This is a genomic window from Micromonospora sagamiensis (assembly GCF_014680085.1).
Taxonomy (GTDB): domain Bacteria; phylum Actinomycetota; class Actinomycetes; order Mycobacteriales; family Micromonosporaceae; genus Micromonospora; species Micromonospora inyonensis.
This window is the reverse complement of the sequence record NZ_AP023438.1, coordinates 1,052,998-1,068,659: the sequence shown is the minus strand read 5'-3', so window position 1 is coordinate 1,068,659 and position 15,662 is coordinate 1,052,998. Positions and strand designations below refer to the sequence as shown.

The following is a 15,662-nucleotide window of genomic DNA, read 5'->3' as shown; positions in this document are numbered from 1 at the left end:
GCGAACCGAGGCTACCCAGGACGGCACGCGGGCGCACGCAGCAGCCCCACCGCCCACGTCCGGCGGCTGCGGGGCCTCGGGCGGGGAGGAGCCCGGGGAGGAGCGGCCGGTCGACGGGGCCGTGCTTGCGCGCCCGGGAAACGGGAAGAGCCGCACATGGCCCAGCCGCGACCACGGGAGACCCGCCGTGCCGCCGGTGCCATCCTGGCCTGCGCCGTTCTCGCCGCCCTGCTCCGGCTTCCCTTCGTCCGCACCGGGCTCTCCATGGACGAGGGCGGGTACGCCCACGTCGCCCGGGAATGGTCCCGGGGAGTGCCGCTGTACCGCGAGGCATGGCTCGACCGGCCGCAGGGACTGCTGCTGACGTACCGGTTGCTGCTCGGCCTCGACCACGACGGCGGTGCCATCCGGGTCGGCGCGGTGGCCGCCGGTGCGCTGATCACCGTGCTGGTCGGGTCGACCGGCTGGCTGCTCGCCGGCCGGCGTACCGGCACGATCGCGGCGGCGCTCTACGCGGTCGTGGGCGTGGCACCCCGGATCGAGGGCTTCACCCTCAACGGCGAACTGCTCGCCAGCGTCCCGGCCACCCTCGCGGTCACCGCCGCCCTGCTCTGGCGGCGGCACCGCACCCCGGCCTGGCTGGTCGTCGCCGGCATCGCCGCCGGGGGAGCGGTCACCATGAAACCCTCCGGGCTCGACGGCCTCACCGCCGCCCTGGCCGTCCTGGCGGTGACCACCGGGCGCCACCTGCGCGGGTACGCCGTCCTCCTGGCCGGGGCCGCCCTGCCGGTCGGGCTCTGCGCATGGCACGGCTGGACGGTCAGCGGCCCCCGGTACTGGCACGCGCTCGTCGGCTACCAGCTCGCCGCGCTCGGCGGCACGAGCACCGGCACCGACGACCGTGCGACCGCCCTGCTGCGCAGCCTCGGCACGGTCACCCCGGAACTCGCCGCCCTCGGCGTCGCGGCCGGCGTCGGCCTCTGGTCGGTACGCCGGCACCGGCCGGCCACCACCACCGTGGCCGCCTGGCTCGCCGGTGGCCTGGTCGGCGTCAACCTGGGCGGCTCGTACTGGCCGCACTACTGGGTCCAGCTCCTGCCCCCGCTGGCCGTGCTCGCCGCCGTCGCCGTCACCACCGTCGGCGCTCACCGCCCCGCCCTGCGTACCGTCGCCTTCGGGGCCGTCCTGCTGCCGCAGGTCGCCTGGCTGGCGGCGCTGGTCCCGGCCACCCCCGCGCAACGCCAGCGGGCCGTCCCGTACGCCGAGGCGGCCCGGCGCGACGCCCGGATCGCGGCGGCGATCCGCGCCGGCACCCGGCCCGAGGACGAGATCTTCGTGCTGGTCTCCCAGGCGGACATCTACTTCCTCGCCGGGCGGCGTACCGACTACCCGTACCTGTGGGGCAAACCGATCGAGAAGATCCCGGACGCGCTGCCCCGACTGCGGGCCATGCTCGACGGGCCGGACCGCCCCCGGGTGGTGGTGCTCAACCACGATCCGGCGCGGGTCGACCGCACCGGGCAGGTCGGACGGATCCTCGCCGAGCACTACCGACCCTGGCGGGAGGTCGACGGGGTGCCCCTGCTCCGCGCCGCCGAAGGCGGCCCGTCCCGCTGACGCGTGCCGTGGGCGCTGCCGGCCGGGTACGTTCCGCCCGTCCGGTCCGACCGGTTCGTACCCGGTGGAGCGGGCCGGCAATAGCCGGCGACGCCGCATCGTTAGGATGAGAGCGCGACGGACGAGTCGACCGGGCGGTCGCGTCGGCGGGCCGAGTGCCCGCCGCCGAGGAACGTCCGGACTCCACAGGGCAGGGTGGTTGTTAACGGCAACCCGGGGTGACCCGCGGGACAGTGCCACAGAAAACAGACCGCCGCGCCCATCGGGCGCGGTAAGGGTGAAACGGTGGGGTAAGAGCCCACCAGCATCCCGGGTGACCGGGATGGCTCGGTAAACCCCACCCGGAGCAAGGCCAAGAAGGGCCGCCGAACGCGAGGACGGCAGCCTGCGCAGACGCTTGAGGGCGGCCCGCCCGATGTCTGCGGGTAGGCCGCAGGAGCCTGCCGGCGACGGTAGGCCGAGATGGATGGCCGCCGCCGTCGCGGATCCCCCAGGGGTACGCGGCGCGCACAGAATCCGGCGTACAGGTCGACTCGTCCGTCGCCCACCAGCTCAGAGCCCTGATCAAGGCTCTGAGCTGGTTCTATTTCCGGGTGTCGATGGTCGTGCTCGGTCAACTTTGGTCGGCGTCTGACACCCTGACGACGCTCTGCCCCCTGAGACGCCCTGAGGGCGGGCTCAGTTGACCTTGCCTCGGAGCAGCCGGAAGCCCCGCCCTCGACGGTGGCCGGGGCGACGGCTTCCGTACCGGCCTCCGTGGTCCAATCCCCGGGTGGGGTGGGATGAGCGGGTGCCGGAGTTGCTGGCGCGCTTGGGGGAGCTGGGCCTCGTCGGGATCGTCAAGATTGACGGGGAGCGGGAGCATAAACCCTGGACGGTGGTGATCTCAGGCCAACGGCTCGGCGGGGCGTCGATCAGGTGCGACGGCAACAGCCTTGGCGATTGCCTGCGCAGTGCGGTCGTCTTGCTTCGTGAACGCTACCCGGACGAACTCGCCCTGGACTGATCTGCGTCCCGCGTCAGGGCGGTGTCCTGGCGGCTGTCGGTAGCTCACCGCCCCGGCGCCGTAGGCACCCGGGGCGGCTTGCCGCCGGCCGGGCTTGCCGCTCCGCACCGCGCGGAGCGCGGTGCCTTGATCGACGCGCCGCGGGGACCGTCACGATCTGTGACAGGGGCCGGTCCGGAAACGAAGAAGCGGACAGCTACATCGGTCCTCTAGGCTCGCTCGGATGACGACCCCGGTGCGGTATCGATCTTCGGAGGAAGACAGCAGCAGGTGGCTCGCTTTCCCGCTCCGGCGCGGCGACATCGTCATCAGCACCCGATCGAAGAGCGGCACCACCTGGATGCAGATGATCTGCGCGCTGCTGGTCTTCCAGACCGCCGACCTGCCGGCGCCGTTGGCGCAACTGTCCCCCTGGCTCGACTGGCTGACTGCTCCACAGCGGCAGGTGTGCGACCGTCTCGCCGCGCAGCAGCATCGGCGCTTCATCAAGACACACACGCCACTGGACGGGATACCGATCGAGCCCGACGTGTCGTACATCGTGGTGGCGCGGCACCCGCTGGACATGGCGGTGTCCTTGTACCACCAGAGCGACAACATCGACCGGGAACGAGTGCGCCAGCTCACCGGCGAACCGCAGTCCAGCATTGCACCGCCGGCGCGGCCTGACCTGCACTCCTGGTTGGTGCGGTGGACCGAACGCGATTGCGATCCGCAGGAGGCGTTGGACTCGCTGCCCGGTGTGCTCTGGCACCTGACTGATGCCTGGCGACGCCGGCGGGAGCCAAATGTGCTGCTGGTGCACTATGACGATCTCCTGGCCGACCTCGAAGGACAGATGCGGCGGATCGCCGCATGGCTAGGTATTGATGTGCCAGCCGAGCGGTGGGCGACGCTGGTGGAGGCCGCCACGTTCGCCGCGATGCGTGAGCGAGCCCAGGTCCTGGTGCCCGATGCCCTCGGCGTGCTGAAAGACCATCAAGCCTTCTTCCGGAAGGGCCGGTCGGGTGCTGGACAAGCGCTCCTGAGCACCGAGGAACTCAGCCGTTACCACCGGCGCGTGGCTGAGATGGCCCCAGCGGATCTGTTGGCCTGGCTGCACCGAGGACGTTAGTCCCTCTTCGCGTCACACATCAGCTGACGGATCACGACCCCGGCTTTCAGTCGGTCGTGTCACCGGAGATGCTAGCCCTGCCTCGCGAGCGGTGTGCACGTCCGCTGGTCTAGGGTCCCTGGGATGGTCATGAGCGCGCAGGACGTTGTGGGCGTCATCGAGTCTGACCCGGGAGCAATGAAAGTCCTTCGGGCTACGGCCGACCTTGGATTACCGGACTGGTGGATCGGTGCCGGCTTCGTACGCAATCGCGTGTGGGACGCGATCAGCAACCTCCCGGTCTCGCCGGAGCGCGACGTGGATGTCGCCTACTTCGACCCGGAGAAGCTGGACCCCCGCGAGGACGCCCGCGCCGAAGCCCGAGCCATGGCGGTCCTGCCCGGGGTGCCGTGGGAGATCCGTAATCAGGCACGGATGCATCTGCGCAATGGCGATGAGCCCTACACGTCCACCCTGGACGCGATGTCGCGCTGGCCCGAAACGGCAACGTGCGTCGCGGTCACTTTGCGGGGTGACGCTGTTCGCCTGGTGTCCTGCCATGGGCTGGCCGACCTTGTGGGAATGGTTGTTCGCCCCTCTCCAGCCTTCAACAACGCAGCGGGCCGCGCGAAGGTACAGCACCGCGTGGAGGTCAAGGGATGGCTGGACCGATGGGCCGGACTGCGGCTGGAAATCTAGCGCTCACGCCAAGCGAAGGGAGGGTAGCCCCGACAGGACGTCCTCTTTTCGGCTACAGACGCGTGCGAGGGAAATCGGCTCGGGGCGGGTTGCTCGGTGCTGGCTAGATTAGGTCGCATGCGCACCATCGCGAGCGACCGCCTCCTGCTGCGCCCCTGGTGTGATGAGGACGCCGACTTCCTTCTGGATCTCGAGTCGCGTTGGGAGGTCGTGCGATTCCTGGGCGCGCGGCCCAGGATCATGAACAACCGCGAGGATGCCCTCGCCTCGATCGCACGCCGATGCGCCGTCGACGATCCGATCCACGGGATCTGGGCCATCACCACGGCGGCGGACGGTCGGCTGGTGGGAAACCTCCTGCTCAAGCCGATTCCCCTGTCGGCCGGGGAACCGGCCGGCGGGCCGACCGATGTCGAGATCGGCTGGCACCTGCACCCGGACGCGTGGGGGCACGGCTACGCCACCGAAGCAGCGGCGGCGGTCCTGGACGACGCGTTCAGCCGGGGTCTGACGAGGGTCATCGCGGTCACGGACCCGGACAACCGTGCCTCCCAGGCCGTCTGCCGGCGGCTCGGCATGACGCACCTCGGCCGGACGACGAGGTACTACGACACGCCGAACGAACTCTTCGAGAAGCTGGCCAGCTGATCGGCATCTGTCCCACGTCAGATGGCGGAGCCGCGTCGCACATCAGGTGACGCGATCGAGTCCTGCTGGCTGCTCGTGGCCGGCTTCGGCACGTGACTGACCCGCTATGACGTGACGACAACTCCGCCGATTCCGGTACGCCCGGCCGGGGTGCCCACGAGATCGACCCGTAGGCCGGCGCGGGCGCGTTCCCCGAGGACGCCGACGATGGCGTCCGTGACCCCGGAAACGAGTCGGGCAACGATCTCGTCGGCGTCGGGTCGGCGGAACGCGGCTTCCTTGATGCCGAACGTGACGCTGGGTGAGGGTGCAGGTGCTGGCGTGCCGCCGATGCCCCATCGGTTGGGCGGTAGGCCGATCAACTGCACGACCGTGATGCTTCGGGCCCACTCGCCATAGACGGCGACGACCGCGTCGGTCAGGTTCTGGATCAGTGCGGTCTCGCGGCCGGCCAGGTCGCTCTCCAGCGCGTGGACGCTGAGGTGGGGCATACCATCCTCCATGCCGGTTTGGTCGCAAATCATCTTTGTAAACAAAGGTATTTCGGGGGTGGGTGGATGTCAAGGCGTGACGCCACGGACGACACGGTCCGGGAGTTGCTGCTGGTGATGCCAAGGCTGGTCGGCAGGGTCAAACGTCTGCCTCCGCCGGAACAGCTGAGGTCACTTGACCTGGCACCGAGGCACTTGTCGATGCTGTCCCTGCTCCTGCTGGACGGCCCGCTGACCGTCTCCCAACTGGCCGGGATGCTGGGTGTGGCCCCGACCACGGTGAGCCTGATCGTGAGCGACCTGAGCCGCAAAGGGATCCTGGTGCGCCGCGAGGACGACGCCGACCGTCGCCGCCGCATCGTCGACATCAGCCCGGAGAGCCGTCCCGCCATCGCCGAATGGCTGTCTCCGGGCGCCCAGGCATGGCGACGCGCCCTCGCGCCGCTGAGCCCGGCACAACAACGGACATTCGTCGATACCTTGCTCCGGTACGAGGCGGCCGTCTCGGGCCCAGCGCAGACTGCTCCGGGACGCGATTAGACCGTGCCAACAGTGCGGGCCCTCACCGGTGGGCGAGGGCCCGCACTGTTGGCAGGGGCGCGGTGGCCTGGCGCAGCGGTACCGGCCGATGGTCGACCTCGCGCGCGGGGTGCGGGCTGCGGCAGTGGGAGATCCTCGGGCTCGGCGGCGGCCACTCAGTCGAGGCAGAACTCGTTGCCCTCGACGTCCTGCATCACGAGGCACGACTCGTTCTCGTCATCGGCGAGCAGCAGCCGCACGCGGACCGCGCCGAGTGCGACGAGTCGTGCGCATTCGGCCTCGAGTACGGCCACGCGCTCCTCACCCACGAGCCCGGTCCCGACCCGCACGTCGAGATGCAGCCTGTTCTTGACGACCTTGCCTTCCGGAACGCGCTGGAAGAACAGTCGCGGGCCGACACCTGAGGGATCCATGCACGCGAAGGATGAACCCTGCCGCCCCGGCGGCAGCGTGCGATCGAAGTCGTCCCAGGTGGCGAAGCCCTGCGGTGGCGGCGGTACGACGTACCCCAGCACCTCGCACCAGAAACGAGCGACGCGCTCGGGTTCTGCGCAGTCGAAGGTGATCTGGACCTGCTTGACCGACGCCATTGGTCCACCATAGAAGCCGGGTCCTTCGTCGTCTCCACGGGTCCGCCCGCCGGGCGCTGTGGCGAGAGCCGGGGGACGCCAGGGCGAACAGGGCAGGGACACCAGGTCACCTGCGCGGTGCAGGGCTCACGACGGCCAGAGAGGCAGCGACATGTCCGGCGCGGAACTGTACGACAGCATCGGAGCCACGTACACCGTGACGCGGCGCACCGAGCCGCGCATCGCCGCAAGGACCTGGGCTGCGCTCGGCGATGCGCGGACGGTGTTGAACGTCGGAGCCGGCACCGGCTCCTACGAGCCCACCGACCGCTACGTCCTCGCGGTGGAACCGTCGGCGCTGATGCGTTCGCAGCGCCTACCAGGGGCAGCGCCGTGCCTGGTGGGCTCTGCCGAAAGCCTGCCGTTCGACGACCAGTCCTTCGACGCCGCGATGGCCTTTGCGACCGTCCATCACTGGCAGGACCCGATCGCGGGCCTGCGCGAGATGCGGCGCGTTGCCCGCCGCGTGGTGGTGTTCACGCACGACACGAGTGACGTCGGATGGCTTCGTCGGTTCTGGCTCACGCGTGACTACCTGCCTGAGGCCGCGGACCTCCTGGTCGACCGGCCTCCGCTGACCGAGCTGGCCGATGCGATCGGAGCCCGCACGGAGCCGGTGCCCGTTCCGTGGGACTGCGCTGACGGCTTCTTCGAGGCCTACTGGCGCCGACCCGAGGCATACCTGGACGAGAACGTCCGTCGCGGGATGTCCGTCTGGGCCAGAGTCGGGCCGGAGGCCGAGCAGCGGGCAGTGGACAGCCTTCGTGACGACCTCGCCTCGGGCCGGTGGGCAGAACGCAACCGGGAACTCGTCGATCTCGACGCCGCAGAGCTTGGCCTCCGTCTGCTTGTCGCCTGATCCCGCCCGCGACCGCCGGGCCAGGATCTACGAGGCTCGTCTGGCGGGCGCGGGGACGTGTTCGTGACGCCCGCAGAGATCGGGTATGCGACCGTAGGTGCGGATGAGCACATCGATGACGAGAACCGACCCGGACCATCGGATCCGGCGATGACCGGCGAGCCGTCGCGCCCCCGCCTGTCGGCCGGTGGGCGCGGGCCGCTGCGTCGACCGACCAGCATCGTCGCGAGCATGCTGCTGCTCGCGTCCTGGTGGGCGTACATGTTCGCGGTGAACGTCGTGCTGCTCGCCGAGGCGGGCGGCGCGGGGCAGTGGCTCGCCCTGGCCGGCTGCACGGTGGCGGTCGTCCTCGTCCTCCGTGGGCTCTGGCGCGGCGGACCGACCGCCTGGCGGGTGGTGCACCGGTTCGCCGCGCCGGTCGCGCTCGCGTTCCTGGGCGGGATCGGCGCGATGCTGGTCTTCGGTCCGCGTCTCGGCGCCCTGATCACGACCCCGGTCGCACCGGCCACCATCGCGGCGATGGCCGGTGGGCTGCTGGCGGTGCTGGCGCTGTTGGTCAGCGGGCTCCTGGTCCGCACCGCGCCGGCCCGTGCCTGGTGTCGTGGCTGACCATCGCCCGTGTCAGCCGCCGTGCCGCCAGTCGCGGGCGCCGGTAAGAAGTGTGCGGTCGGATCCCGGCGGTCACGACCTCCGGGGATCGCCGCTGACGGGCCGGAAACCGGTGCCGGCCCGGGCGGCCGTGCCGCGATACTGCGCTGATGACCGAAGAGGACATCGTCGAGTTCGTCACCAGCCTGCCGGGGGTCGACCTGCTCACGGCCAGCGCCGCCAACGGCGCCCCCGAGATGGCGTGGGGCGACCACTTCTTCTACTACGACCCGGACCGTGACCTGCCCGCCGATCGCCGGATGCCGTTCGCGACGATCGTCGGCCGGAACTACCCGGGCTTCGACACCGCCTCGGACCTGGACCGGGACGGAGTCTTCCGGGTGAACGTCGCCGTGGGCCGCCAGGTCTTCGAGGAGTTGTTCGGACACGCGCCGGCCGCGCACGGCGCGCACCACGACGAGTACGACCACGCGGCCCTCGACCGCTTCGTTCCCCACCCGCTGTACGCGACGCAGGGCTGGGCCTCGGTGCTGAACCCGGGGGAGGCGACCGCCGAACGTACCCGCGCCCTGCTGGCCGGGGCACACGCGCGCGCGGTGGCCCGGCACCGCCCGAAGACCTGAGTGGCGGGGCGACCCCGGGCACGGTCAGTCGACCTCGGGCGATCCCGCGGCGTCGTCGGCGGTCACCGTCGGCTCGTGGGTGACCGGAAAGTTGACCGAGCTGGCGATGAAGCAGCTGGCATGGGCGTCGTGGTGCAGGGCGGTCGCCTTCTCCACCATCGCCGCCGAGGCGACCCGGACGACCGGCCGGAGTACCACCGAGGTGAAGTGCCCTCCGTCGCCCTGCTGCGCCATGGTGCCGTGCGCCCGGTCGACGTACCCGGTGACGACCACGCCGTGCCGCGCGCAGAGTGCGAGGTACGACAGCATGTGGCACTGGGCGAGCGCGGCGACCAGCAACTGCTCCGGGTTCCACCGGGCCGGGTCGCCCCGGAACGCCGGATCGGAGCTGCCGGCGATGGCCGCCGGCCCCTCGGCGGTCACCTCGTGTTCCCGGCCGTACTCGCGGTAGCCGCTGGTGCCGGTGCCCCGGTTGCCGGTCCAGCTGACCACCGTCTCGTACTCGTGCAGCTTCGTCATACCGCGATCCTGCCGTCCCGGCCGACGCCCGGTGGGCTCAGGCGGTGCCGGCGGCCAGGAGAGCGGCGAGGCGCTCGGCCACGCCGGGGGCGTGCAGGTGCAGGCGTGCCACGTTGACCGTGTCCTCGCCGACCACGGCGAGCAGCGCCTGGCCGTTCACCGCGTAGACGCTCAGGTAGCCCGTGGCGTTGCGGACGGTGGACTGCCGGAACGGCCCCTGCCCGAGGCTGAGACCGACCTGCCGGCCGAGGCCGAAGGTGCTGGCGGCGAGCGCGGCCAGGTCGTCGGGGCTCGACCCGTCGGGCATGGTGTGGGTGATGAGCAGACCGTCGACCCCGCCCAGGACGCAACCGGTCACGCCCGGGATCTGGAGCCGCAGCTCGGCCAGTTCGGTGTCGATCGCCGCGTACGGCAGGGACCGGTTCCCGGCCAGCGACGGTGGGTGACGCTCCGGCGGCGGCGGGGTGCCGGCCTGCCGGACCCGCCGGGGAAGGGCCGTCTCACCCGGGACGAGCGCGCTCACAACTCCAGGTTCTCCTCGATGGTGCGCAGCTGGTGCCGGGCGAGGGCCAGGTTCGCGCGGCTCTTGCTCAGCATCAGGTAGAGGAAGAGACCCTTGCCGTGGCGACCGGTCAGCGGCCGGATCACGTGGTACTGCGTGCCGAGCGTGATGAGGATGTCCTCGATCTCGTCGTTGAGCTGGAGCATCTCGATGGTGCGCATCTTGGCGCGGACCACGTCGGTGTTGCCGGCGGCGGCGACCGTCAGGTCCAGTTCGGCGGTGCCCCCCGCGACGCCGAGCGTCATGCCGCTGGTGTAGTCCACCACCGCGACACCGATGGCCCCCTCGATCTGCATCGCGTTCTTCAGGGCGACGTCAAGGTTCGCCACGGACTTCCCCCAGTCAGCGGGACGGCGCTGCCGCCGGCAGGTACGGTGCCGGGAACGGTCGACCCCGGTCAGCGCAACGTCTTTTGGAACGTTGCAATTAGGGTTTCACATCGCCTGGGCCAGCGCACCTCGACAACGGCCCAACCGTTCGACCAGCCGGCCGGGAGTACCCCACTGACCAGGGACAACATGCCGTCCGGTGGATGGCTCCGGCTAGCGGCGTCTGTTAGGAGACCGTGGGGTGACCCGTTCGGGGCACCCCGTCGGCGTTCTTCGTCGATTCGGCCCCGGGCCGGCCGGAGCACGTCTACTGTGGATGACATCGGCGGCTACGCATGATCCGGTGGCGGCCGGTCGCGTCCGGGTGCACAGTGATCCCATGAGTGACAGCGGACGCGGAAGCTACTACTGGTGCCTGCGACACCACCGGGTCGAGACCGAGGCCGACAAGTGCCCGGCGAAGTTCGTGCTCGGTCCGTACCCTTCGACCGCCGACGCCCAGAGCGCCCTGGAGAGGGTGCAGGAGCGGAACGAGGCGTGGGAGGCCGAGGACGCCCGCTGGGCCGGGGAGGACAGATGAACGACGCGGGACACCCCGCGTCGAGGAACCCCGGGCTCCGGACGGAGCCCCGGGAGCGCATGTCCCCGAGGAGGGAGACGACATGGCCGACGCACGCAAGGCCACCACCCGCCCGGCCGCCACCCGTACCACCGCGAAGAAGACCGCCGCGGCGGAGCGGAACACCGGCGCCAGCAGGACCACCCCGGTCCGTAAGTCCACCACGGCGGCCCACCGGGGCCCGGCGGGCGGGGTGACGGCGACCAGTGCCACCACCGCCCGGCGGACCGGCCCGGTCGCCCGGCAGGCACCCACCGCGGGCACGACGAAGGCTGCCCCGGCCGCCCCGAAGACCACCACGACCGCGACGCGGGCCGCCGCGGGCGCGGCGAAGCGGACCACCACGACCGCGAAGCGGACCACGACGACGGCGAAGCGGACCGCCACGGGCGCGGCGAAGCGGACCGCCTCCGCCGCGGGCGACCGCACCGCCGAGACGGGCCGGAAGGCGACCACCGCGAAACGAACCGCCTCGACGACGGCGACGAAGGCTCCGGCAGCCGTCCGGAACACGACGGCCGCCCGGTCCGCCGCCGCGCAGACGACGGCAGCCGCCCGGAAGGCGACCACTGCGGCGCGGAAGACCGCCACGGCGACGCGCAAGGCGACGACGGCGACCCGTCCGGCGGTCCGGAAGGCGACCACGTCCACCGAGGCCCCGGTCCGCAAGAAGGCCACGTCCCGCCGGCCGGCGGGCACCGCGTCGGCGGCGGCGAAGCAGGCTCCGGCCCGGACCGCCGCCATCTCGGCCGCTGCCCGGCGGGAGGCCCGGACCAGCACGTCGACCGCCACCACGAAGCGGACCACCTCGGCCGGCAAGGCCGCCGGCCGGAAGGTGGTCGCGGGCCGTTCGACGGTCAAGCCCGCGACCCGCAGCGCCCCGGCCCGCGCCCGGAAGGCCAGCCCGGCCGACTGACCCGCGTCGGGGTTCCTCCGGCGCAACGGCGTACGCGCACCGGCACCGGCACCGGCCGCCGCGCCGGCCGGACCGCCGGCGATTCCTCCCGAGCGGAACCGCTGCCGCGCTGCCAGGATTGGTCCCGTGGTCATCCGACGCGTACTGGCACCCCGCATCGACTTCGGCGCGCTCCGGCGGGAACTGGGGCTGCCCGACCGGTTCCCACCCGAGGCGCAGCGGGAGGCGGACGAGGCGGCGGCGCGCCCCCTGCCGGCGTTCGCCGACCGGACCGACGTCCCACTGGTCACCCTCGACCCGGCCAGCTCCCGGGACCTGGACCAGGCGATGTGCCTGACCCGGCGACCGGGCGGCGGCTACCGGGTGCGGTACGCCATCGCCGACGTCGCCACCCACGTCCGCCCGGGTGGGGCGCTGGAGGCGGAGACCTGGCGGCGGGGGCAGACGGTCTACCTGCCCGACGGCAACGTACCGCTGCACCCGGAGACGCTCAGCGAGGGCGCGGCGAGCCTGCTGCCCGACGTCGACCGGGCGGCCGTGCTCTGGACCATCGACCTGGACGCCGACGCGGCCACCGTCGGCGTACACCTGGAACGGGCCCGGGTGCGTAGCCGCGCCAAGCTCGACTACCGGGGCGTGCAGGCCGACGCCGACGCCGGGCGGCTGGCCGAGCCGATCGCCCTCCTGCCCGAACTGGGTGCCCTGCTGACCGCGCGGGGGCTGCGACGCGGGGCGGTCAACCTGCCCCTGCCCGAGCAGGACGTCGAACCCGACGGCGACGGCTGGCGGCTGGTGCTGCGCGGGCCGGTGCCGATGGAGGACCACAACGCCCAGATCTCGCTGCTGACCGGGATGGCCGCCGCCGACCTCATGCTCGCCGGCCGGATCGGGCTGCTGCGGACGATGCCCGCCGCGAGACCGGAGGCGGTGGCCCGGCTGCGGGCCGCCGCCGCCCCGCTCGGCGTGGACTGGCCGGAGGGCATGTCCGTCGGCGAGGTGATCGCCCGGCTCGACCCGGCCCGGCCCCGGGCGGCGGCCTTCGTCGACCAGGCCGCCGAGCTGATGCGCGGGGCCGCGTACACGGCCTTCGACGCAGAGGTGCCGGCCGAGGCGGGACACGGCGGGGTGGCCGCCGCGTACGCGCACGTCACCGCGCCGTTGCGGCGTCTCGCCGACCGGTACGCCACCGAGGTCTGCCTCGCCCTCCACGAGGACCGGCCGGTGCCGGAGTGGGCGCGTGCGGCGCTGCCGCGACTGCCGGAGACGATGGCGACCACCGACCGGACCGCCTCGGCGGCCACCCGGGGCGCCATCGAACTGGCCGAGGCGGTGCTGCTCGCCGACCGGGTGGGGGAGACGTTCGAGGCGGCGGTGCTGGACGTGGACGCGCCCGCCACCCGGCCGGGCCGCCAGCCCGGCGGGACGGTGGCGTTGGACTCGCCGCCGGTGCGGGCCCGCTGCACCGGCGAGCTGCCGCTGGGGGAGCGGGTCACCGTCCGTCTGGTCACCGCCGATCCGACCACCCGCCGGGTGGCCTTCGCCCGCGCCTGACCGGGGCGGAGCGGCCCCCGGCGGACCGGGGTGGGGCGACCCGCTGCGGGGTTTCTCACCACCGGCGGCGCTGCCGTCCCGACGGGCCGTTTGCGAGGATGAGCGCATGGCATACGACGCGAGCGCGCTGCCCGACGTGTCCGGGCTGACCGTGGGCATCATCGGTGGCACCGGTGACCAGGGACGGGGGCTCGCCTACCGGTTCGCCCGGGCCGGGCAGACCGTGCTGATCGGCTCCCGGTCCGCCGAGCGCGCCGAGGAGGCCGCGCGGGAGATCGCGTCGCTGCCCGGGGTGGCCGCCGACGCCAGCGTCACCGGGGCCGGCAACGAGGAGGTGGCCCGACGCGGCGACGTCGTGATCGTGGCGGTGCCGTGGGACGGGCACGCCGCCACCGTCGCCGCCCTGGCCGAGCCGCTCGCCGGCAAGATCGTCGTCGACTGCGTGAATCCGCTCGGCTTCGACAAGCAGGGCCCGTACGCGCTGACCGTCGAGGAGGGCAGCGCCGTCCAGCAGGCCGCCGCCCTGCTGCCCGACTCCCGGGTGTGCGCCGCGTTCAACCACGTCAGCGCGCCCCTGCTGGCCGACCCGGAGATCGACCGGATTCAGCTCGACGTGCTCATCTGCACCGAGGACCGGGACGCCGCCGCGGTGGTCGCCGCGCTGGCCGCCCGGATCCCCGGCATGCGCGGCATCTACGCCGGCCGGCTGCGCAACGCGCACCAGATCGAGGCGTTCACCGCCAACCTGATCGCCATCAACAAGCGCTACAAGGCGCACGCCGGCATCCGGGTCACCGACCTGTGAGCCGGTGCCGCCGGTAGTCGGGCGGCAGCGGGCCGACGGAGAGGCCGTTCTCGTCGAGGGCGTTGAAGACGACCAGCACCGTGTCATCGAAGTCGAACCCGAGCGCCACGGTCCCGTTGGCCAGGTCGGCCGGGGCGCCGTGCCACTCCAGCAGCTCGACGTCGACCAGCGGCCGGCCGACCAGGCCGGCCAGCCCGGGTAGCGGCTCCGGACGCCAGGCGATCGGGGCGTCCTCCATGCCGAGCCACCGGACGTCGCGCGCCGGGTCGACGGTGTTCCAGGAGATCGCGATCTCGTCGAACTTCCAGTGGTTGACCTCGACCTGTTCACCGGCGAAGTCCAGCAGCACCGGGCAGTCGGCCCACCAGGAGTCGCCGGCCAGGTCCCAGGCCAGCCAGGCCCGGGTCAGCGTACGGCCGGTCAACCCGGCGAGCCGTGACCCGTGCGCGGTCGCCACGGCCGTCCGCCCGGTCAGCCACCGCGCCCGGTAGCCCGGGATCCCGAAGTCACCCACCCGCCGATTGTGGCCGCCGACCACCGTCACCGCGACGTCCGGTCGCCGGCTGACCGTTTCCGGCGGGTGTCGGGCCGGGCGGCACCCGGCCCGACAGCGGCCTCAGAACGTGTGCTCGGCGGCCGGGAACTCGCCGGCGCGGACCTCGTCGGCGAAGCGGCGCGTCGCGTCGGTCAGCGTGCCGGCCAGGTCGGCGTAGCGCTTGACGAAACGGGGGGCCCTACCGGTGCGCAGGCCGGCCATGTCCTGCCAGACCAGCACCTGAGCGTCGGTGTCCGGACCGGCGCCGATGCCGACGGTCGGGATGGTCAGCGCACCGGTCACCCGCTTGGCGACCTCACCGGGCACCATCTCCAGCACCACCGCGAAGGCTCCCGCCCCGGCCACCGCCTGCGCGTCGGCCAGCACCTCCTCGGCGGCCTCGCCGCGTCCCTGCACCCGGTACCCGCCGATGACGTGCTCCCGCTGCGGGGTGAAGCCGACGTGCGCCATCACCGGGATCCCCGCCCCGGTGATCGCCTCGATCTGCGGCGCGTAGCGCCGGCCGCCCTCCAGCTTCACCGCGTGGCAGCCGCCCTCCTTCATGAACCGCACCGCCGTGCGCAGTGCCTGCGTCGGCCCCTCCTCGTACGAGCCGAAGGGCAGGTCGGCCACGACCAGGGTGTGCCGGGTGGCCCGGACCACCGCCCGGACCAGGGACAGCATCTCCTCGACGGTCACCGGCAGCGTCGTCTCGTGCCCGAAGACGTTGTTCGCCGCCGAGTCGCCGACCAGCAGCACCGGAATGCCCGCCTGGTCGAAGATCGCGGCGGTGTACTGGTCGTACGCGGTCAGCATCGGCCACCGCTCGCCGCGCTCCTTGGCGGCGAGCAGGTCCCGGGTGCGTACCCGCCGGGTCGCCGGCCCGCCGTAGAGCGCCGTCACCTCGGCCGGCGGGTCCGCCGACGGGCCGCCGGTCGGCCCGGTGGGCGCGGCACCGCTCACTACATCGGACATGTCCGCTCCTCTCGCCTCGAGGCCGCCCTCGCGGTCC

General features: G+C 72.5%; 19 protein-coding genes, 1 other RNA gene and 1 pseudogene. 14 read left to right on the top strand and 7 right to left on the bottom strand.

All coding sequences use genetic code 11. The features are described from left to right. The first annotated feature begins 156 nt into the window (after positions 1-156). The 6 genes from IGA62_RS04320 to IGA62_RS04295 all read left to right on the top strand — a co-directional run bounded on the left by IGA62_RS04320 (position 157) and on the right by IGA62_RS04295 (position 5,063). Positions 157-1,617 (top strand): ArnT family glycosyltransferase, encoded by a 1,461-nt coding sequence (locus IGA62_RS04320; RefSeq protein WP_145816147.1) that lies wholly within the window; start codon positions 157-159, stop codon positions 1,615-1,617. A gap of 122 nt (positions 1,618-1,739) precedes the next feature. After that, positions 1,740-2,157: RNase P RNA component class A (rnpB, locus tag IGA62_RS04315), an RNA gene on the top strand. 250 nt (positions 2,158-2,407) lie between these two features. Next, on the top strand, positions 2,408-2,623 hold the full coding sequence (locus IGA62_RS04310; protein WP_232624872.1) for a hypothetical protein: 216 nt from the start codon (positions 2,408-2,410) through the stop codon (positions 2,621-2,623). 223 nt (positions 2,624-2,846) lie between these two features. Further along, complete coding sequence (locus IGA62_RS04305) at positions 2,847-3,737, top strand: sulfotransferase domain-containing protein (protein WP_145816149.1); 891 nt, start codon at positions 2,847-2,849, stop codon at positions 3,735-3,737. Between the two features lie 129 nt (positions 3,738-3,866). Further along, positions 3,867-4,415: a nucleotidyltransferase family protein gene (locus IGA62_RS04300; protein WP_232624871.1), complete on the top strand. Its 549-nt coding sequence runs from the start codon at positions 3,867-3,869 to the stop codon at positions 4,413-4,415. A 117-nt stretch (positions 4,416-4,532) separates the two neighbouring features. Continuing rightward, positions 4,533-5,063 carry a GNAT family N-acetyltransferase gene (locus IGA62_RS04295; RefSeq protein ID WP_145816151.1) on the top strand — a complete coding sequence of 177 codons (531 nt, stop codon included), beginning with the start codon at positions 4,533-4,535 and terminating at the stop codon, positions 5,061-5,063. Between the two features lie 104 nt (positions 5,064-5,167). On the opposite strand, the gene IGA62_RS04290 is transcribed toward IGA62_RS04295, so the two are convergent. Then, complete coding sequence (locus IGA62_RS04290; RefSeq protein ID WP_145816152.1) at positions 5,168-5,554, bottom strand: tautomerase family protein; 387 nt, start codon at positions 5,552-5,554, stop codon at positions 5,168-5,170. 114 nt (positions 5,555-5,668) lie between these two features. On the opposite strand from IGA62_RS04290, the gene IGA62_RS04285 reads away from it, so the two are divergent. Beyond that, positions 5,669-6,094: a MarR family winged helix-turn-helix transcriptional regulator gene (locus IGA62_RS04285; protein ID WP_232625039.1), complete on the top strand. Its 426-nt coding sequence runs from the start codon at positions 5,669-5,671 to the stop codon at positions 6,092-6,094. Positions 6,095-6,249: 155 nt separating this feature from the next. Here IGA62_RS04285 and IGA62_RS04280 read toward each other — a convergent pair whose 3' ends face one another. Continuing rightward, complete coding sequence (locus IGA62_RS04280; RefSeq protein WP_145816154.1) at positions 6,250-6,684, bottom strand: VOC family protein; 435 nt, start codon at positions 6,682-6,684, stop codon at positions 6,250-6,252. A 157-nt stretch (positions 6,685-6,841) separates the two neighbouring features. Here IGA62_RS04280 and IGA62_RS04275 point away from each other — a divergent pair. From IGA62_RS04275 to IGA62_RS04265, 3 genes and pseudogenes are all read left to right on the top strand, one after another. Beyond that, a pseudogene (locus IGA62_RS04275) lies at positions 6,842-7,582 on the top strand (class I SAM-dependent methyltransferase); the annotation flags it as partial. A 150-nt stretch (positions 7,583-7,732) separates the two neighbouring features. Continuing rightward, entirely contained in the window at positions 7,733-8,191 is a 459-nt protein-coding gene (locus IGA62_RS04270; RefSeq protein ID WP_145816156.1) for a hypothetical protein, read from the top strand. 149 nt (positions 8,192-8,340) lie between these two features. Then, positions 8,341-8,814: a DUF6194 family protein gene (locus IGA62_RS04265; protein ID WP_145816157.1), complete on the top strand. Its 474-nt coding sequence runs from the start codon at positions 8,341-8,343 to the stop codon at positions 8,812-8,814. Between the two features lie 24 nt (positions 8,815-8,838). Here the strand turns inward: IGA62_RS04265 and IGA62_RS04260 are convergent, their stop codons facing one another. From IGA62_RS04260 to IGA62_RS04250, 3 genes are read right to left on the bottom strand one after another with little or no spacing between them, the layout of a single operon-like run. Beyond that, positions 8,839-9,333, bottom strand: a complete 495-nt coding sequence (locus tag IGA62_RS04260; RefSeq protein ID WP_145816158.1) for an OsmC family protein — start codon at positions 9,331-9,333, stop codon at positions 8,839-8,841. Between the two features lie 37 nt (positions 9,334-9,370). Next, positions 9,371-9,856: a roadblock/LC7 domain-containing protein gene (locus tag IGA62_RS04255; RefSeq protein ID WP_145816159.1), complete on the bottom strand. Its 486-nt coding sequence runs from the start codon at positions 9,854-9,856 to the stop codon at positions 9,371-9,373. Then, positions 9,853-10,224, bottom strand: coding sequence for a hypothetical protein (locus IGA62_RS04250; RefSeq protein WP_145816160.1), 372 nt, complete (start codon positions 10,222-10,224; stop codon positions 9,853-9,855). The genes IGA62_RS04255 and IGA62_RS04250 overlap by 4 nt, the downstream gene beginning before the upstream one ends. Before the next feature lie 379 nt (positions 10,225-10,603). Here IGA62_RS04250 and IGA62_RS04245 point away from each other — a divergent pair, with 379 nt between their 5' ends. From IGA62_RS04245 to npdG, 4 genes are all read left to right on the top strand, one after another. Further along, on the top strand, positions 10,604-10,804 hold the full coding sequence (locus tag IGA62_RS04245) for a hypothetical protein (RefSeq protein ID WP_232624870.1): 201 nt from the start codon (positions 10,604-10,606) through the stop codon (positions 10,802-10,804). Positions 10,805-10,886: 82 nt separating this feature from the next. Next, positions 10,887-11,759 carry a histone gene (locus tag IGA62_RS04240; protein ID WP_186499747.1) on the top strand — a complete coding sequence of 291 codons (873 nt, stop codon included), beginning with the start codon at positions 10,887-10,889 and terminating at the stop codon, positions 11,757-11,759. Between the two features lie 126 nt (positions 11,760-11,885). Continuing rightward, complete coding sequence (locus IGA62_RS04235; protein WP_145816162.1) at positions 11,886-13,310, top strand: RNB domain-containing ribonuclease; 1,425 nt, start codon at positions 11,886-11,888, stop codon at positions 13,308-13,310. 106 nt (positions 13,311-13,416) lie between these two features. Next, a complete protein-coding gene (gene npdG / locus IGA62_RS04230) occupies positions 13,417-14,115 on the top strand; it encodes an NADPH-dependent F420 reductase (RefSeq protein WP_145816163.1) in 699 nt (232 codons plus the stop codon). Here npdG and IGA62_RS04225 read toward each other — a convergent pair. Both IGA62_RS04225 and panB read right to left on the bottom strand, forming a co-directional pair. After that, on the bottom strand, positions 14,102-14,629 hold the full coding sequence (locus IGA62_RS04225; RefSeq protein ID WP_145816164.1) for a hypothetical protein: 528 nt from the start codon (positions 14,627-14,629) through the stop codon (positions 14,102-14,104). The genes npdG and IGA62_RS04225 overlap by 14 nt on opposite strands. Positions 14,630-14,731: 102 nt before the next feature. After that, positions 14,732-15,625 carry a 3-methyl-2-oxobutanoate hydroxymethyltransferase gene (gene panB / locus IGA62_RS04220; protein WP_145816165.1) on the bottom strand — a complete coding sequence of 298 codons (894 nt, stop codon included), beginning with the start codon at positions 15,623-15,625 and terminating at the stop codon, positions 14,732-14,734. Between the last annotated feature and the right edge of the window lie 37 nt (positions 15,626-15,662).